Origin of the sequence: Streptomyces sp. NPDC058576, assembly GCF_042718715.1 — a bacterium.
GTDB lineage: Bacteria > Actinomycetota > Actinomycetes > Streptomycetales > Streptomycetaceae > Streptomyces.
Genome location: NZ_JBHXPF010000029.1, coordinates 35267 through 53352, shown reverse-complemented (window position 1 = coordinate 53352; position 18086 = coordinate 35267). Strand labels below are relative to the sequence as shown.

General features: G+C 73.3%; 13 protein-coding genes. 6 read left to right on the top strand and 7 right to left on the bottom strand.

Translation table 11 applies throughout. The annotated features are described in order from the left end of the window. Positions 1–100 precede the first annotated feature (100 nt). Positions 101–1615 carry a glycine betaine/L-proline transporter ProP gene (gene proP / locus ACFWRV_RS21085; RefSeq protein ID WP_384336791.1) on the top strand — a complete coding sequence of 505 codons (1515 nt, stop codon included), beginning with the start codon at positions 101–103 and terminating at the stop codon, positions 1613–1615. A 51-nt stretch (positions 1616–1666) separates the two neighbouring features. Here the strand turns inward: proP and ACFWRV_RS21080 are convergent, their stop codons facing one another. After that, positions 1667–2620, bottom strand: a complete 954-nt coding sequence (locus ACFWRV_RS21080) for a 5'-nucleotidase (protein WP_384336713.1) — start codon at positions 2618–2620, stop codon at positions 1667–1669. 214 nt (positions 2621–2834) lie between these two features. On the opposite strand from ACFWRV_RS21080, the gene ACFWRV_RS21075 reads away from it, so the two are divergent. Next, on the top strand, positions 2835–4895 hold the full coding sequence (locus ACFWRV_RS21075; RefSeq protein WP_384336711.1) for a neutral/alkaline ceramidase: 2061 nt from the start codon (positions 2835–2837) through the stop codon (positions 4893–4895). 4 nt (positions 4896–4899) lie between these two features. On the opposite strand, the gene ACFWRV_RS21070 is transcribed toward ACFWRV_RS21075, so the two are convergent. From ACFWRV_RS21070 to ACFWRV_RS21055, 4 genes are all read right to left on the bottom strand, one after another. After that, complete coding sequence (locus ACFWRV_RS21070; protein ID WP_384336709.1) at positions 4900–5382, bottom strand: NUDIX domain-containing protein; 483 nt, start codon at positions 5380–5382, stop codon at positions 4900–4902. Positions 5383–5412: 30 nt separating this feature from the next. Further along, positions 5413–7005 (bottom strand): apolipoprotein N-acyltransferase, encoded by a 1593-nt coding sequence (gene lnt, locus ACFWRV_RS21065; protein WP_384336789.1) that lies wholly within the window; start codon positions 7003–7005, stop codon positions 5413–5415. Positions 7006–7193: 188 nt separating this feature from the next. Further along, positions 7194–7757, bottom strand: coding sequence for a hypothetical protein (locus ACFWRV_RS21060; protein ID WP_384336707.1), 564 nt, complete (start codon positions 7755–7757; stop codon positions 7194–7196). Positions 7758–7837: 80 nt separating this feature from the next. Next, positions 7838–8623, bottom strand: a complete 786-nt coding sequence (locus ACFWRV_RS21055) for a glutamate racemase (protein ID WP_384336705.1) — start codon at positions 8621–8623, stop codon at positions 7838–7840. Between the two features lie 58 nt (positions 8624–8681). Here ACFWRV_RS21055 and ACFWRV_RS21050 point away from each other — a divergent pair, with 58 nt between their 5' ends. Beyond that, entirely contained in the window at positions 8682–9863 is a 1182-nt protein-coding gene (locus ACFWRV_RS21050) for a glycosyltransferase (RefSeq protein WP_384336703.1), read from the top strand. 49 nt (positions 9864–9912) lie between these two features. Here the strand turns inward: ACFWRV_RS21050 and ACFWRV_RS21045 are convergent, their stop codons facing one another. After that, positions 9913–11220, bottom strand: coding sequence for a TerD family protein (locus ACFWRV_RS21045; protein WP_384336701.1), 1308 nt, complete (start codon positions 11218–11220; stop codon positions 9913–9915). Positions 11221–11478: 258 nt separating this feature from the next. Here ACFWRV_RS21045 and ACFWRV_RS21040 point away from each other — a divergent pair, with 258 nt between their 5' ends. From ACFWRV_RS21040 to ACFWRV_RS21030, 3 genes are all read left to right on the top strand, one after another. Then, positions 11479–11964 (top strand): DUF6643 family protein, encoded by a 486-nt coding sequence (locus ACFWRV_RS21040; RefSeq protein WP_384336699.1) that lies wholly within the window; start codon positions 11479–11481, stop codon positions 11962–11964. A gap of 210 nt (positions 11965–12174) precedes the next feature. Continuing rightward, the gene (locus ACFWRV_RS21035) at positions 12175–12795 is read left to right on the top strand and encodes a hypothetical protein (RefSeq protein ID WP_384336697.1); all 621 of its coding nucleotides are present in this window, start codon (positions 12175–12177) and stop codon (positions 12793–12795) included. A gap of 167 nt (positions 12796–12962) precedes the next feature. Further along, positions 12963–15392 carry a right-handed parallel beta-helix repeat-containing protein gene (locus ACFWRV_RS21030; RefSeq protein ID WP_384336695.1) on the top strand — a complete coding sequence of 810 codons (2430 nt, stop codon included), beginning with the start codon at positions 12963–12965 and terminating at the stop codon, positions 15390–15392. Here ACFWRV_RS21030 and ACFWRV_RS21025 read toward each other — a convergent pair. Beyond that, positions 15359–17833, bottom strand: a complete 2475-nt coding sequence (locus ACFWRV_RS21025; protein ID WP_384336693.1) for a hypothetical protein — start codon at positions 17831–17833, stop codon at positions 15359–15361. The two genes, ACFWRV_RS21030 and ACFWRV_RS21025, sit on opposite strands and share 34 nt — an antisense overlap. Positions 17834–18086 lie beyond the last annotated feature (253 nt).

Here is an 18086-nt window from a genome sequence, read left to right as displayed (position 1 = left end):
GGTCGTCCTCGCGGGCGGAGAGGGCGGACCGATGGCGGGCGGACCTGCACGCCGGGGGCATACCCCCCGGCGCGAACGTGACAACGTGGCCGTGGAGCGCATGGTCCGCACCCTCATCCGACGGCGGAAGAAGTCGTTCCGCGAGGACGACGTCACCGTCACCGATCCGCCGAAGGTCCGGCGCGCCGTCACGGCGGCGGCCCTCGGCAACACCATGGAGTGGTTCGACTTCGGGGTCTACGCCTATCTGGCCGGGACGCTCGGCAAGGTCTTCTTCCCCTCCAGCTCGCCGGGCGCCCAGGTGGTGTCGACGTTCGCGACCTTCGCGGCGGCCTTCCTGGTGCGTCCGCTGGGCGGACTGGTCTTCGGACCGCTCGGCGACCGGGTGGGACGGCAGAAGGTCCTCGCGCTCACGATGATCATGATGGCGGCGAGCACCTTCGCCGTCGGCTTCCTGCCCACGTACGCGGCGGTCGGCTTCGCGGCCCCGCTGCTGCTCCTGGTCTGCCGCCTGGTGCAGGGTTTCTCCACCGGCGGGGAGTACGCGGGCGCCACGACGTACATCGCGGAGTACGCCCCCGACAAGCGGCGCGGGTTCCTCGGCAGCTGGCTCGACTTCGGCACCTTCGTCGGCTACTCGCTGGGCTCGGGTCTGGTCACCGTGCTCACCGCCGTCCTGGGCGCGGACGGGATGACGGACTGGGGCTGGCGCATCCCGTTCTTCGTCGCGGGCCCGATGGGCATCATCGGGCTGTACATGCGGCTGAAGCTGGAGGAGACGCCTGCCTTCCAGAAGGAGGAGGCGTACCAGGCCGCCGAGTCGCGCTCCGGCTCCGGATCCGGGGACGATCCGGTCGAGGAGGCCCGGCAGTCGGGCAAGGGGCGGCTCAAGGAGATCTTCACGAAGCACTGGGAGGCCGTGCTCATCTGCATGGGCCTGGTGCTGCTGTACAACGTCACCAACTACATGGTGACGTCCTATCTCCCCACGTACATGTCCTCCACCCTCGGCGAACCGGAGACCACCTCGCAACTGCTGGTCCTCGGCACGATGCTGCTGGTGGTGCTGCTCATCACCACCGTGGGCCGGACCTCGGACCGGTGGGGCCGCAGACCCGTGTTCATGGCGGGCAGCCTGGCGCTGATCGCGCTGTCCGCGCCCGCCTTCCTGCTGATCCGGCAGGGCGGGATCCTGCTGCCGGCGCTGGGGTGCGCGGTGCTCGGTCTGCTGCTGGTCTGCTTCGCGGGGACGGCGGCCTCGACGCTGCCCGCGCTGTTCCCGACCCGGCTGCGGTACGGGGCCCTGTCGATCGCCTTCAACATCTCGGTGTCGCTCTTCGGCGGTACGACCCCGCTCTTCGTCTCGGGTCTGGTGGAGGCCACGGGCAACGAGATGGTGCCCGCGTACTACCTGATGGTGGCCGGGGTGATCGGTCTGGTGGCCACGTTCTTCCTGCATGAGACGGCGGGCCGGCCGCTGCGCGGTTCGGGCCCGATGGTGGAGACGCCCGAGCAGGCCCGTGAGCTGGTGGCGCGGAGCCGGACGGCGGCGGGCCGCCAGGCGCGCGACGTGTGGCTGCGGGTGCGGAACATGTGGCGGGGTCCGCCGCACTGAGGGTGTACGCCGGGCGCGCACGCGTGCGAGCGTCCGCGATCCCGTACGCGCTCAGGCGTCCGGGGCCGCGGGGTCCGCCGGCTCGTTGAGCTTGCCGAACGGCACGTGCACGCTCGGGGTGGTCCGCGAGGTGCTCTCCAGATGCCCCTGCTGGTCGTCGAAGAAGATGTGCGGCTTCAGGATGCCCATGATCCGGCCCTTGTCGATGCCGCCGAGGAAGAACGCGTCGTTGACGGTCACGCCCCATCCCTTGAGGCTCTGCACCGCCCGCTCGTGCGCGGGCGCGTTGCGGGCCGTGACGATGGAGACGTGCAGGCGGATGCGGTAGTCGGGGTCCTTCCGGCGCTCCTGCTCCTCCCGCTGCTGGATCCGGTTCACGTTCGCCAGGAAGTCCCGCAGCGGCCCGGCGTCGTGCGGGACGGCGGCGTTGGTGACCTCGTGGGCGCGGAACTTCTCGATCCCGCCCTCCTGGAACACCTGCTCCGACGCGTCCGTGGCGAGCACCCCGTCGAAGTCGAAGGAGATCCGCAGGTCGTGGTCGTCCGCGTCGTCCTCGTAGGGAGCCCCCAGGACGTGCCCGGCGGGCAGTCCGGCGGCGACCGCCTCCCGGACGTCCCCCTCGTGCGCCGACAGGAACAGGGACATGTTGAAGGCGGGCATGAACCGGTGGGGCGAGCGGCCCTGCATGAAGACGGCCCGGCTGATGGGCAGACCGTGGCTCTCGATGGAGCGCATCACCCGCAGCCCGGTGTCGGGGTCGTTGCGGGACAGGACGATGACCTCGACCAGGGGGTCGTTCACCTCGCCGAGGTCGTTCAGCGACAGCAGCCGGCGGATGAAGGGGAACGCGGCCCCCGGGCTGAGCCGGTCGCCCACGTGCTTCTCCTGGTAGGCGCGGTAGCTCTCCTCGCCCTGCTCCCGGAAGACGGCGTCCGACTCGGTCAGGTCGAAGAGAGCGCTGGACGCGATCCCGATCACCAGCCGGTCGGCGAGTTCGTAGTGCACGGCGATTCCTCCGGTCAGCCCTTTGCTGATGCGCCCCCACTATCGCACCGTCGCACGGCTGTTCCCCCATGGACCGCGTTCTTCTTTACTGGCCGGTAGACATCTATGCGGCGCAGGTCACACTCCTCTACCGTCGGGGCACCGTCCCGGCCCCTCCACGTCGGTGAGCCGCCGACCGGGCCCGGGCGTACCGTCTCCCGCCCCAGGAGGTTCCATGCCACCCCCCACCGTCCGCCGTTCCCGGCGCAGGCTCCCCGTCGCGGTGCTCGCCGCCGTCCTCGGAGCGGTCACCCTCGGCGCCCCCTCCCCCGCGTCCGCGTCGGACACCGCCGAGGACGGCCACTACCTCGTCGGGCGCGGCATCGCCGATGTCACGGGCGAGGCCGCCGAGACGGGGATGATGGGCTACTCCAGCTTCGACCAGAAGACCTCGGGCATCCACCAGCGGCAGCGGTCGCGCGCCTTCGTCGTCGTCGACCGGGCGAGCGGCAAGCGCGTGGTGTACGTCAACGCGGACCTGGCGATGATCTTCCAGTCCGTCCGGCAGGGCGTCATGGCCCGGCTGAAGGAGCGTTACGGCAGCCTGTACGGCGAGGAGAACGTCCTGCTGTCGGCCACCCACACCCACTCGGGGCCCGGCGGCTACTCCCACAACGTCGCCTACAACCTCTCCGTCCTCGGCTTCCAGAAGGAGACCTACCGGGCGATCGTCGACGGCATCACCGAGTCCGTGGCCGAGGCGCACGAGGACCTGAAGCCCGGCACGATGAGCCTGGGCACCGGCGCCCTCACCAACGCCAGCGTCAACCGCTCCCGGGAGGCGTTCGACCGCAATCCGGCGGCCGACCGGGCAGCCTTCCCCGACGCGATCGACCCGGCGATGACCGTGCTGCGCTTCAGGCAGGGCGAGAAGGACGCGGGCGCGATCAGCTGGTTCGCCACCCACAACACCTCGATCACCAACAAGAACACGCTGATCAGTCCCGACAACAAGGGCTACGCCTCCTACGCCTGGGAGCACGACCACGAGGGCGTCCGCTATCTCGACGACACCCCTGGCTTCGTCGCCGCCTTCCCCAACACCAACGCGGGCGACATGTCGCCGAACCTCAACCTGAAGCCCGGCTCCGGGCCCACGGAGGACGAGTTCGAGAACGCGCGCATCATCGGCGAGCGCCAGCTCGACAAGGCCCGCGAGATCTACGACGACGCGCGGCCCATCGCCGGAGGGGTGGACTCCCGGCTCGCCTATGTCGACATGGAGAACGTGACCGTACGTCCGGAGTACACCCCGGACGGCAAGGAGCACCGCACCTGTCCCGCCGTCGTGGGCGCGTCCACGCTCGCGGGCAGCGTCGAGGACGGCCCGGCCATCCCCCTCTTCGAGGAGGGCATGCGCACCCCGATCGCCCCGATCCTCGAAGCGCTGCGCGTCGACACCCCGTCCTGGCTCCAGTCCTGCCAGTACCCGAAGGCGAGCCTGATCCCCACGGGCCTGCTGAGCAACGTCCACCCGGTCACCCCGAAGCGCCTCCCCCTGCAGATCATGAAGATCGGCGAGCTGCATCTGGTGGCCGCCCCGGGCGAGTTCACGATCGCCTCCGGTCTTCGCGTACGGCGCACGGTGGCCGAGCGGCTGGGCGTGCCGCTGGACCGGGTCCTGCTCCAGGGGTACGCCAACGCCTACAGCCAGTACGCCACGACTCCGGAGGAGTACGACACCCAGAACTACGAGGGCGGCTCCACGCTGTACGGCCGCTACACCCTGCCCGCCTACCAGCAGGAGTACGCCCGGATCGCCGAGTCCCTGCGTGCGGGCACGGCCCTGGACCGGGGCACGGCGCCGCCGGACGAGTCTGGGAGGCAGTTCACCTTCCAGACGGGGGTCGTGTACGACAACCCGCCCGCGGGCAAGGTGTTCGGCGCGGTCCTGAAGGCGCCGGAGAGCTCGTACGCGCGCGGCTCCACCGCCACCGTCGAGTTCGCCACCGGCCATCCGAAGAACAACGTCCGCCGGGGCTCCACCTTCCTGGAGGTGCAGCGGCTGGAGGACGGGGGCTGGCAGCGGGTGCTGGACGACGGCGACTGGGAGACCACCTACCGCTGGACCCGGCTGGGCGCCCTGACCGGCACCTCGAAGGCGACGATCACCTGGGACGTCGCGGCGGACACCGCACCCGGCACCTACCGGATCGTCCACCACGGGGACGCCAAGAGCCTGCTCGGGAAGATCACGCCGTTCACCGGGGCGACGGGAAGCTTCACCGTGAACTAGAGGTTCAGGTCGTGCGCGGGGTGGGCTGGAACCAGGCGGGGCCCTCGGTGAGGGCCTGCTTGATCCGGAACAGGGCGAACTCGCCGAGCGGCGGGAGCCCGTCCAGCGGGAACCAGCCCACCTCCAGCGACTCGTCGTCGTTGACCCGCGCCTCGCCACCGGTCGCCCGGCAGCGGAAGGTGACGTCCAGATACTGGCAGCGGTCGCCGTTGGCGTACTGCACAGGCTCCAGCGCCTGCGTGAGCACCACCCGCTCGGCCACGCAGTGCACGCCCGTCTCCTCCAGCACCTCGCGCTCCGCCGTCGCCGCCGGCTCCTCCCCCGGTTCGCAGATCCCGCCGATGACCGACCACTTCCCCGTGTCCGCGCGCCGCCCGAGCAGCACCCGGCCCTCGTCGTCGAGGACGATGGCCGTCACCCCGGGCAGCAGAAGCAGCTGGTGCCCGGCGGTGGCGCGGATGTCACGGATGAAGTCGGGAGTAGCCATGCATCCGAGCCTACGTGGCCGGATCAGGTGCTATCGCGCGGTCCCTCCGGCCCGGCGTGCCCGGACCGCCGAGACGCTCACCCAGCCCAGGCCCGCCAAGGCCAGCAGCGCGATGACGCCCTCGGGCAGGGGGCCCATCCGGGTGGCGGGGGTCAGCGAGGAGCGCAGCGGGACCTCGTCCACGAGGGCGTCGGGGGTGAACATCCCGCTCTTCTCGACGATCGTGCCGTCGGGCCGGATGACCGCGCTGACCCCGCTGGTGACGGGGACGACGACGGCCCGGCCGTGTTCGACGGCCCGCACCTGGGACATGGCCAGCTGCTGATAGGTCATCTCGCTGCGGCCGAACGTCGCGTTGTTGCTCGGCACGGCGATCATCTGGCCGCCGTGGGTGACCGTGTCGCGTACGGCGTCGTCGAAGGCGGCCTCGTAACAGGTCACGAGCCCCACCTTCGTCCCCGCGAGCTCGAAGACGCCCACCTCGGTGCCGGGGACGAACTCGCGCTGCACCCGGTCGACGTCCTCGCTGAAGAAGCGGGCGACCGTGCGCATCGGCATGTACTCGCCGAACGGCTGGATGTGCCGCTTGTCGTAGGTGTCGACGGGGCCCTTGTCCGGTTCCCACTCGATCAGGGTGTTGCGGAGGCTGTCGGAGCCCTTCTCGACCACCGAGCCGACGACCGTGGGGGCGTCGATCGCCTTGACCGCGTCGTCGATGACCTGGCGGGCGTCCGCGTTGAGGTAGGGGTCGAGGTCGGAGGAGTTCTCCGGCCACAGCACGAAGTCGGGCTGCTTCTCCTTGCCCGCCTTCACCGCCTCGGCCAGTTGCGCGGTGCGGCGGGCGTGGTTGTCGAGGACGGCGCGGCGCTGGGCGTTGAAGTCGAGGCCGAGGCGCGGCACGTTGCCCTGGATCGCGGCGACGGTGGCTGTGCCGTTCTCCGCCGAGTCGTCGACCAGCGGCAGCGCGGCGAGGGCCCCGGCGATCGGTACGAGGATGCTCGCGGCGGCGCCGGCGACGGCCGCGCGGGGGACCTTCCCGGTGCTCCGGTAGGCCATGACCTGCCGCACCGCCTCGTAGAGGCCGAAGCCGCACAGGACGACGGCGAAGGAGAGCAGCGGGGTGCCGCCGAACGCGGCGAGCGGCAGGAAGGCGCTCTCGGACTGGCCGAAGGCGATCTTGCCCCAGGGGAAGCCGCCGAACGGGATGCGGGCGCGGACCGCCTCGTCCAGCGTCCAGACCGCGGCGGCCCAGACGGGCCAGTACGCGAGGCGGGTCACCGCGGCGATCCCGAGGCACCCCACGGCGATGAAGAGCGCCTCCGCGACGGCCAGGGCCAGCCACGGCACCGGGCCGACGTCCTCGCCGGTCCAGCGCAGCAGCGGCAGCATGAAGCCGAGGCCCGACAGGAGGCCGAGGCCGAAGGCGGCCCGGAGCCGACGCCCGTGCAGCACCCAGCCGAGCAGAGCGAACCCGGGCAGCACGAGCCACCACACGGTCCGGGGCGGGAAGCTCGCGTAGAGCAGGAGCCCGGACAGCACGGCGGCGGCCGGGCGGAGGAGCCGCGACAGCAGCCCGGCGGCCCGAGGTGCTGCGGCGGACGGCGGATCGTCTACGGGGGTCATGGTGGCGCTCACCCGGCGGAGTCTACGGTGGACGGCTGTGAGCGGCGGCGCTGACGTGCTCGGGGCCGGGACACGGGCGGCTCCCGGGCGGCTCGCCGCCGGGGAGACCCGGTCGCGGGCGGCTCGCCGCCGGGGAGACCTGGTCGCCCGGTCGGTCGCCGGGGATGCCCGCCGGTGGGGCTGCCCGGTCAGTCGCCGGGCCGTTTCCCGGGGGACGGCAGGTGCAGGCGTTGCCGGATGAACCGTACGGCCGTCTCCGCGTCGTCGACCGTGACGGTGAAGGTACGGCCGTCACCGAGCTGCAGGGCCATGCCCTCGCCCTTGCGGACCACCACGGCGGTGCCCTGCTCGGGGCGCCAGCGGTAGCCCCAGCCGCCCCACTGGCGCGGGTTGATGCGGGGGACGAACTCCGCCCCCGTGACATGGCTGAGCAGGATCCGGCGGCGCGGCAGGCCGGCGTGGCCGCAGCGCACCTCCAGGCTGTCCCCGTCGACCTTGACGGCCACGTGGACGAAGGCGAGCGTGCCGAAGAGGATCAGCAGTCCGGCGGCGAGGCAGCCGATCACGGACATGAGCAGCGGGGCGATGCCCGAGGTCCAGGCCCCGTCGACGGCGAGTTCGATGCCGAGCGCCACGCAGCCGGCGCCCGCGAGCGCCAGCAGCCACTGGATCCGATTGGTGGCGCGGCCGTTCCACTCCGTGGGCGGCGCCTGGCTCGACCCGTGCCTCGCACTCTCGGGGTGGTCCGTCATATTCAGCAGCGTAGCCGCGTTCCGGACTCCCGGCCGGGGCTGCGGGGGCCGATCGGGCGAGCCGCCCGCAGGCAGCGCGGTCAGCGGACGGGCGCCCCGGCGGCCAGGATCCGGCCCTCCGCGTAGGTCAGGGCGGCGTCCGGGAGGGCGGCGACACGGCCGGCCTGGAGCACGGTGAGCGCGCCGGAGGGTTCGGCCGTCGGGGCGGGGGCCGCTCCGATCCGGCGCAGCGCCTGGGCGGCGACCGCTCCGGCGGAACCGTGCAGGGCGAGCGGCGGGCGGCCGGGCCGCTGCACGGCGTCCCGGATCCGGGTCGCGACCAGCTCGTAGTGGGTGCAGCCGAGGACGACGGCCCGCACGTCGGGCGGGGTGAGGGCGGCGGCGGCCGCGACGGCCCGGTCGATCCCGGCCTCGTCGCCGTGCTCCACGGCGTCGGCGAGACCGGGGCACGGCACCTCGGTGACCTCGGCGGAGCCGCCGAAGTCGGCGATCAGCGCGCGCTGGTAGGGGCTGCCGGTGGTGGCCGGGGTGGCCCAGATGGCGACGGAGCCGCCGCCGGCCGCGGCGGGCTTGATCGCGGGGACGGTGCCGATGACCGGCAGGGCGGGCTCCAGCTCGGCGCGGATCGCCGGCAGGGCGTGCACCGAGGCCGTGTTGCAGGCGATGATCAGCGCGTCGGGGCGGCGGGCGGCGGCGGCGCGGGCGACGTCCAGGGCGCGGGCGGTCAGGTCCTCGGGCGTGCGGGGCCCCCAGGGCATCGAGCCGGGGTCGCAGGAGAGCACCAGCTCGGCGTCGGGCCGCAGGCGGCGCACGGCGGCCGCTGCCGCCAGCAGGCCGATTCCGGAGTCCATGAGCGCGATCTTCACCCGGTCACCCTAGCCGACAGCCCTTGCGGACCGGGCTCGGTGGGGCAGACTTCGGCGGATGAGCGCCGTTGCCTGGATCGCCGTGGTTTCGCTGATCGTGTGGGTGTGGCTGCTGCTGGGGCAGGGCTTCTACTGGCGGACGGACCAGCGGCTCCCCCGGCGCACCGACCCGGCCCGCTGGCCGTCGGTGGCGGTGGTGGTGCCGGCCCGCGACGAGGCCCGGATGCTGCCGGTGAGCCTGCCGTCGCTGCTGGTCCAGGACTATCCGGGCAGCGCCCGGATCATCCTCGTCGACGACTGCAGCAGCGACGGCACCGGGCAGCTGGCCCGGGATCTGGCCGCCCGGTACGGCGGGTTTCCGCTGACCGTGGTGACGCCCGGGGAGCCCGAGCGGGGCTGGACGGGGAAGCTCTGGGCCCTGCGGCACGGGATCGCGGTGGCCCGGCGGGACAAGCCGGACTTCCTGCTGCTGACCGACGCGGACATCGCCCACGAGCCGGACAGCCTGCGCGATCTGGTGGCCGCGGCGGGCTCCCCCGGCCCGGACGGCTTCGACCTGGTGTCGCAGATGGCGCGGCTGCGGGTGGAGAGCGTCTGGGAGCGTCTGGTGGTGCCCGCGTTCGTCTACTTCTTCGGGCAGCTCTACCCGTTCCGCCGGGTGAACCGGGCCCGGTCGCGGACGGCGGCCGCGGCGGGCGGCTGTGTCCTGTTGCGTACCGAGGCCGCCGAGCGGGCGCGGATCCCGGACTCGATCCGGCAGGCGGTGATCGACGACGTGTCGCTGGCGCGGGAGGTGCGGCGCGGCGGCGGCCGGATCTGGCTGGGGCTCGCGGAGCGGGTGGACAGCGTGCGGCCGTATCCGCGGCTGGCGGACCTGTGGCGGATGGTCGCGCGGAGTGCGTACGCGCAGTTGCGGCACAGCCCGCTGCTGCTGGCGGGGACGGTCCCGGGGCTGCTGCTCGTCTACGTGGCGCCGCCGGCGACGCTGGTGGCGGGGGTGCTGACGGGGGACGGGGCGGCGGCGTGGGCGGGCGGCGCGGCCTGGGCGGTGATGACGGCGACCTATCTGCCGATGCTGGCCTACTACCGCCAGTCGCTGTGGCTGGGCCCGCTGCTGCCGCTGACGGCGGTGCTGTACCTGCTGATGACGGTGGACTCGGCGGTGCAGCACTACCGGGGGCGGGGCGCGGCCTGGAAGGGCCGTACCTACGCGCGCCCGGAGGCCGCGCCCGACCGGTGACGCCGCCGGGAGGCGGGCGGCCGGTCCGGGCGGGCGCGGCGGGGGCGGGTCACTTGCGGCCGGGCGTCCAGTTCATGCCCCAGCCGTAGGCGGCGTCGATGGTGCGCTGGGGGCTGACGCCCCGGTCCGGGACGAGGTAGCGGGCCTCGCGCTGCACGGTGAGGTCGCCGCCGTTGTTCGTGATGAGAGCCAGGGCGCAGACGGTGGAGGGGACGGTGCATTCGTCGAGGGAGAAGTCGATGGGTGCGCCGTTCTGCGGCTGGAGGGTGACGGTGGCATGGAGATCGGCGAAACTCCGGGCGCCTTCATAGATGGTGACGAAGATCAGTACGCGCCGCAGCTGGTCCTTGTGGTCGAGGTTGATGGTCATGTTCTCGCCGATGGAGAGCGCGCCGGTGCGGTCGTCGCCGTCGAGATGGATAAAGGGCGGCCGATTCAGAGAACCGAACGCGTTTCCGAGAGACTGCACAACTCCCTTGCGTCCGTCGGCGAGTTCGTAGAGCGCGCAGAGATCAAGATCGAGGTCGGCGTGCAGGGCGACGGCCCGTCCGAGTTTCGCCCCCCAGCTCTTGAACTGTTTGCGGACTTCCCAGTTGAGGTTGACGCGCAGCGCGCCGGAGGTGCCGCCCTGCTTGGCGAGCGAGACGGACGGGGCGCTCTTGGTCAGCGTGATCTTGGTCAGGCGTACGGGGCGGGCGACGGGCGGGGCCACGGGGGTGGGAGGCGCGGGCGGGGCGGGGGCGGCCGGCACGGGAGCCGGGGCGGCGGGCCGGGGCGGCGACGGGGGCACCGGGGCCTGCGGGGCGGACGGGGCCTGTTGCGGTTCGTCGACGGAGATGCCGAAGTCCGTCGCCAGGCCTTCGAGGCCGGAGCCGTAGCCCTGCCCGACCGCCCGGAACTTCCACGCGCCCTGACGGAGGTACAGCTCACCGAGGATGAAGGCGGTCTCGACCGTGGCGTCCGTGCTGTCGAAGCGGGCCAGCTCCGCGCCGCCCGCCGCGTCCGTGATCCGGACGTGGAGTCCGCTCACCCGGCCGAAGGTCCCGCCGTCGGCCGAGGCCGCGAGGACGATGCGCTCGATCGCGGGCTCGACCTTCCCGAAGTCGACGAGGAGGGTGTCGATGACGCCGTCGGGAGCCGTCCGCTTGCCCTCGTGCCGGACCGCTCCGGACGCGTGGACCGGCTGGTTGTAGAAGACGAAGTCCGCGTCGTCGCGGACCTTTCCCGCCACCAGCAGAAGCGCGGAGGTGTCGACGTCCGGGGCGCCCGGTGCGGCGTGCCAACCCAATTCGACGCGCACGGCGCCGACCGGCACCGGAACGTTGGTCCCTTTTTGCATGGTCATGCTCGTCCCCATCACGAGTCCGGCCGCCCGCAGGCATTTACCGACAACCTAATCCCCGGCCCACCGGAGCATGCCCCGGCCGACCCCGACCCCTCCCGGCGATCCGCCGGTAACCCCCCGTGAACTTGGCCTTTACACGATCAGTAGACGTCGGTGCGCCCTTTTTTGCCAAGTTCGCTCGCATTGGGGATCACGGTTCACTCACATCGCGGAAAACAACCCTCTTATCGGGCTCCACAACCGGCGTGTCGAGGGCTTAACTTAGGTGGCATGACGTCCCCCCGCTCCACCTTCGGCGGCGGCTACTACGCCGCGTCGTTCCCCGACACTCCGATCTACGACTCCTTGGTCGCGGAGCGGGGAACCCCTCAGATCGCCCCCATCCGGGTGCCTGCCGCGTACGACACCGGCAACAGCTACCTGCCGGCCCTGCCGTCGGCGCTGCCGGCCCTGCCCGCGGCCCCGTCGCAGCAGACCGGCTCCTACGGCTACCCGCAGCAGCAGCCGATGCCGCAGTACCAGCAGGCTCCGGCGCAGCACGCGCCGATGCAGCACGCCCAGCTGCAGCACGCCCCCGCGCCGTACATCCCGCAGCAGCCCTCGGCGGTCCGCGGCTATCCGCAGCAGCCCCAGCCGCAGCGCCCCGCGCCCGCCACGGGGTACGAGTCGATGCGTCCGGCCTCGCCGCGGCCCGCGCCGGCGCAGTCGCCGTACGAGGACCCGTACAACCGGCCGTACCAGAGCCGGGGGTACTGAACCACGACTCCTCCGTACAGCGAGGTGCGCCGGGGGACGCACCGAGCAACCTCTGACGGCTGAGCGGGGTCCTAGGAGGTGTCACCCGGCCCTGGTCGACAAGACACCTCCTGGGTACGGAGCCCTGGCTCGGCGTCTCGGCGATTCGTGACACCGCGGGCCCGTCAGGGCCGGGCGCGGGACATCGATCGAGGGGAACGGGGGCACGGGGTGCGGGAGTCGTGGGGACTGCTGTGGGCACTGCTGCGCGGGCGGCCCAATCCACTGCGCCGTGCCACCGACCGCCGCGAGGCCTGGGTCGCGCTCGGCGCGCTGCTGCTCCTCGTGGTCGCCGCCCCGGCCGCGGGCTGGGCGGGCGGGGCGGTCGCCGACGCCGCCCTCCAGCGGTCGGTACGCGCCCAGCACCACGAGCGCCACCCCGTCGACGCGGTCGTGCTGGGCCGGGCGCCGGGGCGGGAGCGGTTCGCCGGTGATCCCGAGGGCGGCGCCGAACGGGCGGCGCGCATCCGGGTGGTGGCGTCCTGGCAGGCACCGGACGGCAGTCCGCGCACCGGGGAGGTGGCGGCCGCCTCGGGGCACGGCGTCCCGGGGTCCCCGCTGCGGATCTGGACCGACGCGGCGGGCGTCCCCGTTCCCCCGCCGATGGACGCGCGCGCCGCCCGGACCCACGCGGTGCTGGGCGGCATCGGCACGTTTCTGCTCGCCGCCGGATGTGTCGAGGCGGGGCGCAGGATGGTCGTAGGGCGCATGGTGCGGCAGCGGTACGCGCGGCTGGACCGGGAGTGGGCCGCGGCGGACGCGGGCTGGGGCAGGGCCGGAACAGGCGGCTGACCACGGTCTCCTCCGGCCGGAGCCGGTCGTCGGCAACCTCGCTCAGCCGGGCCGACTCGTCAACTCCCGCCCCTCGCGCGCGCTACGGTGGTCCGACCCCGTCCGCCTCCCCGGCGACGGACGGACCCGAGGCATCGCACAGCACGAGGTGGGGGCACAGCAACGCCATGGCACAGGGCACGGTCCAGGTGACGCACACCGGCACATCGCGATGGCGCCGCCGCACGGGCGAGTACGCCTCCCTCTCCGCGGCCCTGGAGGCGGCGGCCGACGGGGACGTCCTCACCGTCGCGCCCGGGACCTACCGGGAGAACCTCGTCCTCCATCGCGCGGTGACGCTGCGCGGCCCCGAGGGGTCGGTCGGCTCCGTGCGGATCGCGCCGGTCGACGGTGTGCCGCTGACCGTGCGCGCCTCCGCGGTCGTCCAGGACCTCCACATCGAGGGCCAGGACTCGGCGGCCCCGGCGCTGCTCGTGGAGGACGGCACGGCGGAGCTGACGGACCTGCGGATCGTGACCCGCTCGGCGGCGGGCATCGAGGTGCGCGGCGCGGCCCGGCCCACCGTGCGGCGCTGCACGGTCGACAATCCGGCCGGGGTCGGCATCGCCGTGCTGGACGGCGCGGGTGGCGTGTTCGAGGAGTGCGAGATCGTCTCGGCCGGCCAGTCCGGGGTCTCGGTCCGCGACGGCGGGCACCCGCGTCTGGACCGCTGCCGGATCCACCACGCGTCCGGGGCGGGCATCGGCGTCACCGGCGAGGGCAGCGGCCTGGAGGCGTTCGGCTGCGAGGTGTACGAGATCAAGGGCAGCGGCATCCAGGTCACCGCGCGCGCCTCGGCCCACCTCACCGACTGCACCGTGCACCGCACGTCGGCGGACGGCGTCACGCTGGACACCGACGCGGTGCTGACGCTCGCCGACTGCGACATCCACGACATCCCGGAGAACGCCGTCGACCTGCGGTCGCGTTCGGTGCTCACCCTGACCCGCTCCACGGTCCGCCGGTTCGGCCGCAACGGGCTCTCGGTCTGGGATCCGGGCACCCGGGTCGACGCCAACCAGTGCGAGATCCACGACAGTACGGGCGACTATCCGGCGGTCTGGGTCAGCGACGGCGCGACGGTGATATTGGACGCCTGCCGGGTGCACGACGTGCCCGACGCGCTGTTCGTCCTCGACCGGGGCTCGCGCGCCGACGTGGTGGACAGCGACCTCTCCCAGATCCGTAACACGGCGGTGTCGGTGAGCGACGGGGCCACCGCCCAGCTGGACGACTGCCGGATCAGGGAGGCGTCCACGGGCGCCTGGTTCCGCGACCACGGCAGCGGCGGCACGCTGAACAACTGCACCATCGACGCGGCGCAGACCGGGGTCATCGTCACCAAGGGCGCGGACCCCACCATCGAGCGCTGCACGGTCACCTCGCCCGCCGAGGCGGGGTTCTACGTCTCGGCCGAGGGCCGGGGCACCTTCGACAGCTGCCGGGTGACCGGCAGCGAGGGCTACGGCTTCCATGTCATGGAGGGCTGCCGCACCACGCTCACCCGGTGCCGTACCGAGCGATGCGCCCGGGGCGGTTACGAGTTCCCCGAGGGCGAGGGCGGTTCGGCGACCGGCCCGGTGGCCGAGAACTGCACGAGCGACGAGAGCGGGCTGCGTACGGCTTCGGCCCCGCCGCCCGCGGTGCTGACGGAGACCCGGTCGACGCCCGGCCTGCTGGGCGCGCTGCCCGGGCAGCGCGCGACCGAGCCCGCCCCCGAGACGGTCGCCCCGGCGGAGCCGGCCCGGGACTCCTCGGCGGTCCTCGGTGAACTGGACGCGCTGGTGGGCCTGGACAGCGTCAAGCGGGAGGTGCGGGCGCTCACCGACATGATCGAGGTGGGCCGTCGCCGCGCGGAGGCCGGCCTGAAGGCCGCGTCCGTCCGCCGCCACCTCGTCTTCACCGGCTCCCCCGGTACGGGCAAGACCACGGTCGCCCGGCTGTACGGGGAGATCCTCGCCTCGCTCGGCGTGCTGGAGCGCGGCCACCTGGTCGAGGTGTCCCGGGTCGACCTGGTCGGCGAGCACATCGGCTCCACGGCGATCCGGACCCAGGAGGCGTTCGACCGGGCGCGCGGCGGGGTGCTGTTCGTCGACGAGGCGTACGCCCTGTCCCCCGAGGACTCCGGGCGGGACTTCGGGCGGGAGGCCATCGACACGCTGGTGAAGCTGATGGAGGACCACCGGGAGGCGGTGGTCGTGATCGTCGCGGGCTACACCCACGAGATGGAGCGGTTCCTCACCGTCAACCCCGGGGTGGCCTCACGGTTCTCCCGGACCATCACCTTCAGCGACTACCTTCCCGAGGAGCTGCTGCGGATCGTCGAGCAGCAGGCCGAGGAGCATGAGTACAGTCTGGCGGAGGGGACCGGCGAGGCCCTCCTGAAGTACTTCACCGCGCTCCCCAAGGGCCCCGCCTTCGGCAACGGCCGCACGGCCCGGCAGACCTTCGAGTCGATGGTGGAGCGGCACGCGGGCCGGGTCGCCCAGCTCGCCGAGACGAGCACGGACGACCTGACCCTGCTCTACCCGGAGGACCTCCCCGACGTGTCCTTCTGAGTGCGTGCCTCCGCCTGCCGGGGGACGAGGGGGTCCAACTCCGCCAGGAGGTCGGCGCGGGCGTCGGCGAAGGCCGGGTCGGCCTGGTAGTCGGAGTGGCCGAGGACGGGTTCGGGCAGCGGGAGCTTCGTGGTCCGCCCGTAGGCCAGCGGGTCCTTCAGCGGGCCCCGGTCGACGCCCGGGTCGGGGTCGGCGCAGATGCGGACGGGGCCGCCGATCGGGTCGGTGGCCCGCCACAGATTGCGCCAGCAGTGCACCGAGCGGTGCAGCCCGAGCAGCGGCTCGGGGCCGAAGTAGGCCGGGAACCACCGCCCGTACAGCCGCTCCAGGGGCGAGCCGTAGGTGAGCAGCGCGACCCGGTGGCGGGTGGCGTCGGGCAGTTGCCAGACGGCGGACGCGGCGAGCACGCTGCCCTGGGAGTGGCCCGAGATGACGAGCCGGCCCCGGGGAGTGGTCGTCGTCCAGGCGGACATCCGGGAGGCGAGGTCGGGGACGGCGCGCTCGGCGTAGCACGGGGGCGCGAAGGGGTGGGCGGCGCGCGGCCAGAAGGTGCCCACGTCCCAGAGGATGCCGATGGTGCGGCGGGCCGAGGCGTCCTTGTAGGCGCGGCGGCCGCCGGCGACGAAGAGGATGAAGCCGAAGCCGATCAGCCAGGAGCCGGTCGACTGCGCGGCCTCGGCGAAGGATTCGAGGAGCGGCCCACTGCCGTCGGCGGCCCGGCCAGGCACCTGGTCGCTGCGCCAGGAGCCGGCGATCGCGCCCGCCCCGAGCAGCAGTGTGGCGGCGGAGACCACGCCGACGATCCAGGGCGCCGAGTCGGTGAGGGCGGCGGCGGCGCGGATCCGGGCGATCCGGCGGGTACGGCCCTCGTCGGGCGGTTCGGGGGCGTACTCCGCCTCGATGACCGGTGCCAGGCGGCGGGCGGCGCGCGCGGTGCGGACGACCAGCACCAGGACGGGGACGAGCAGGAGCAGCAGGAGGACGGGGATGACGGAGGCCTGCCAGCTGAGCAGGACCGGCGGCCCGGGGATGTCGGTGTTGTGGCCCATGCCCGGGGTGCCGGGCCCGTCGAGCCAGTCGGCGACGCGCTGGGCCACCCCGCCGGTCATCACGCCGCCGAGGGCGCAGGCGAGCATCGCGACCGCGGGTCCGCCGAGTCCGTGCAGGATGGTGCGGGGTTCGGGGGTGCGCCGGTAGAGGCCCAGGGCGACCGCGGCGAGGGCGACGACGAGGACGCCCTGGCCGACGGCGAGGAGCCGGAAGGCGGTCTCGCCGGGCAGGCTGCCCGAGGACTGCCAGCCGGGGCGCGACAGGGACGCGTACAGCACGGCGAGGGTGAGCAGGGCCAGCGCGGAGCCGGGCAGCCAGCTGATGAGGGCCGCGTCCAGGCGGGTGTCGCGGGTCCGTTCGCTGCGGCCCCGGCGGCAGACGACCCAGAGGACGACGAGCGCGCACAGGACGATGCCGCCCTCGACGGCCACGCCGAGGAACCGGGGCACCGGTCCTTCGGCGCTCCGGTCGTGCCGTGCGGCGGCGCCGGCGACGGCCGCGGCGATGGTGAGGAACCCGGCCGCCGTGTGGGCGGCGCGGAGCCGGGCGACGAGCCGCCGGCCGTACCAGAAGCCGGGCCTGCCGAGCGCGGGGCGGACCGGAACGGCCGGGCGCGGGCACCCGTCGGCGTCCGCGTCGAGTGCGCGGGGGCCGTGGGCCTCCTCCGCACCGAAAGGATCGTTCGCGTCGAAGTCATCGCCGTCCAAGGGGCGTTGGGACTCGTACGCGCTCCAGGTCCGGTTGGACAGGTACCACAGGAGCCCCACCAGGGCCGCGGGCACGACGGCGGCCAGGGCGAGGCGGCGGCCGGGCTGGGACCACCAGTCGCCCTGATGGGCCGACAGGAAGCCGAGCCAGGAGCGGCGTTCGGCGCAGGCCTCGGCGCCCGCGCACTGCCAGGCCAGCAGGTCCAGGGCGACTTCGCAGGCGGCCGCCGTGAGGAGCACGGTGAGACTGAGTGCGACGAGCCGCACCAGGACGCCGTACAGCCGGACCGCGCGGGTGCGGCCGGTGGCGGTGGGGCGCATCCAGTGGGCGAGATTGACCACCATGAACGGCAGGAGCAGCAGCCACAGCGCCCGGGAGCCGTTGCCGGAGGTGAGGCCGGACCAGCAGTACGCCTCGGCGACGGGCTCGCCCCCGTAGCGCTCGGGGTGCTTCTCGCCGTCGGCGTCCTCGGTGCGCCGGTACACGGCGGCGGTCGCGTCCCCGGTGACCCGGACGGTACGGGGGTCGCCCAGCATCTCCTGCGGGGTGGCGCCGCCGACTCCGTGGACGAGCAGTTCCAGTGCGGTCCCGGTGTGCCGCGCGGACGCGGACGCGGAGGAGGGCGAGGACGGGGCGGGGGGCGGAGACGACGACGGCGGCGGGGGCGGGCCGGCAGGAGCCAAGGGGAGGACTCTCTCTCGGGCGCGTCGGCCTCACCGGCCGACGAGGACGTGCACAGGAGCGGTTGGTGCGGGCCGGGACGCGTGGGCTCCGGGCCTGGCGACCCGCCGGGTGACCCGGACCCAGAATTCCGGGCGCGGAGCGGGTGCGTGAGCGGTCTTACGGAATCTCCCCAGGTGATACGCGGGACATGCGTGCGTGGCAGGATGGGCGTGTCGCGCAGACGGCTGCGGACCGTACGGCAGAGGGAAGGAA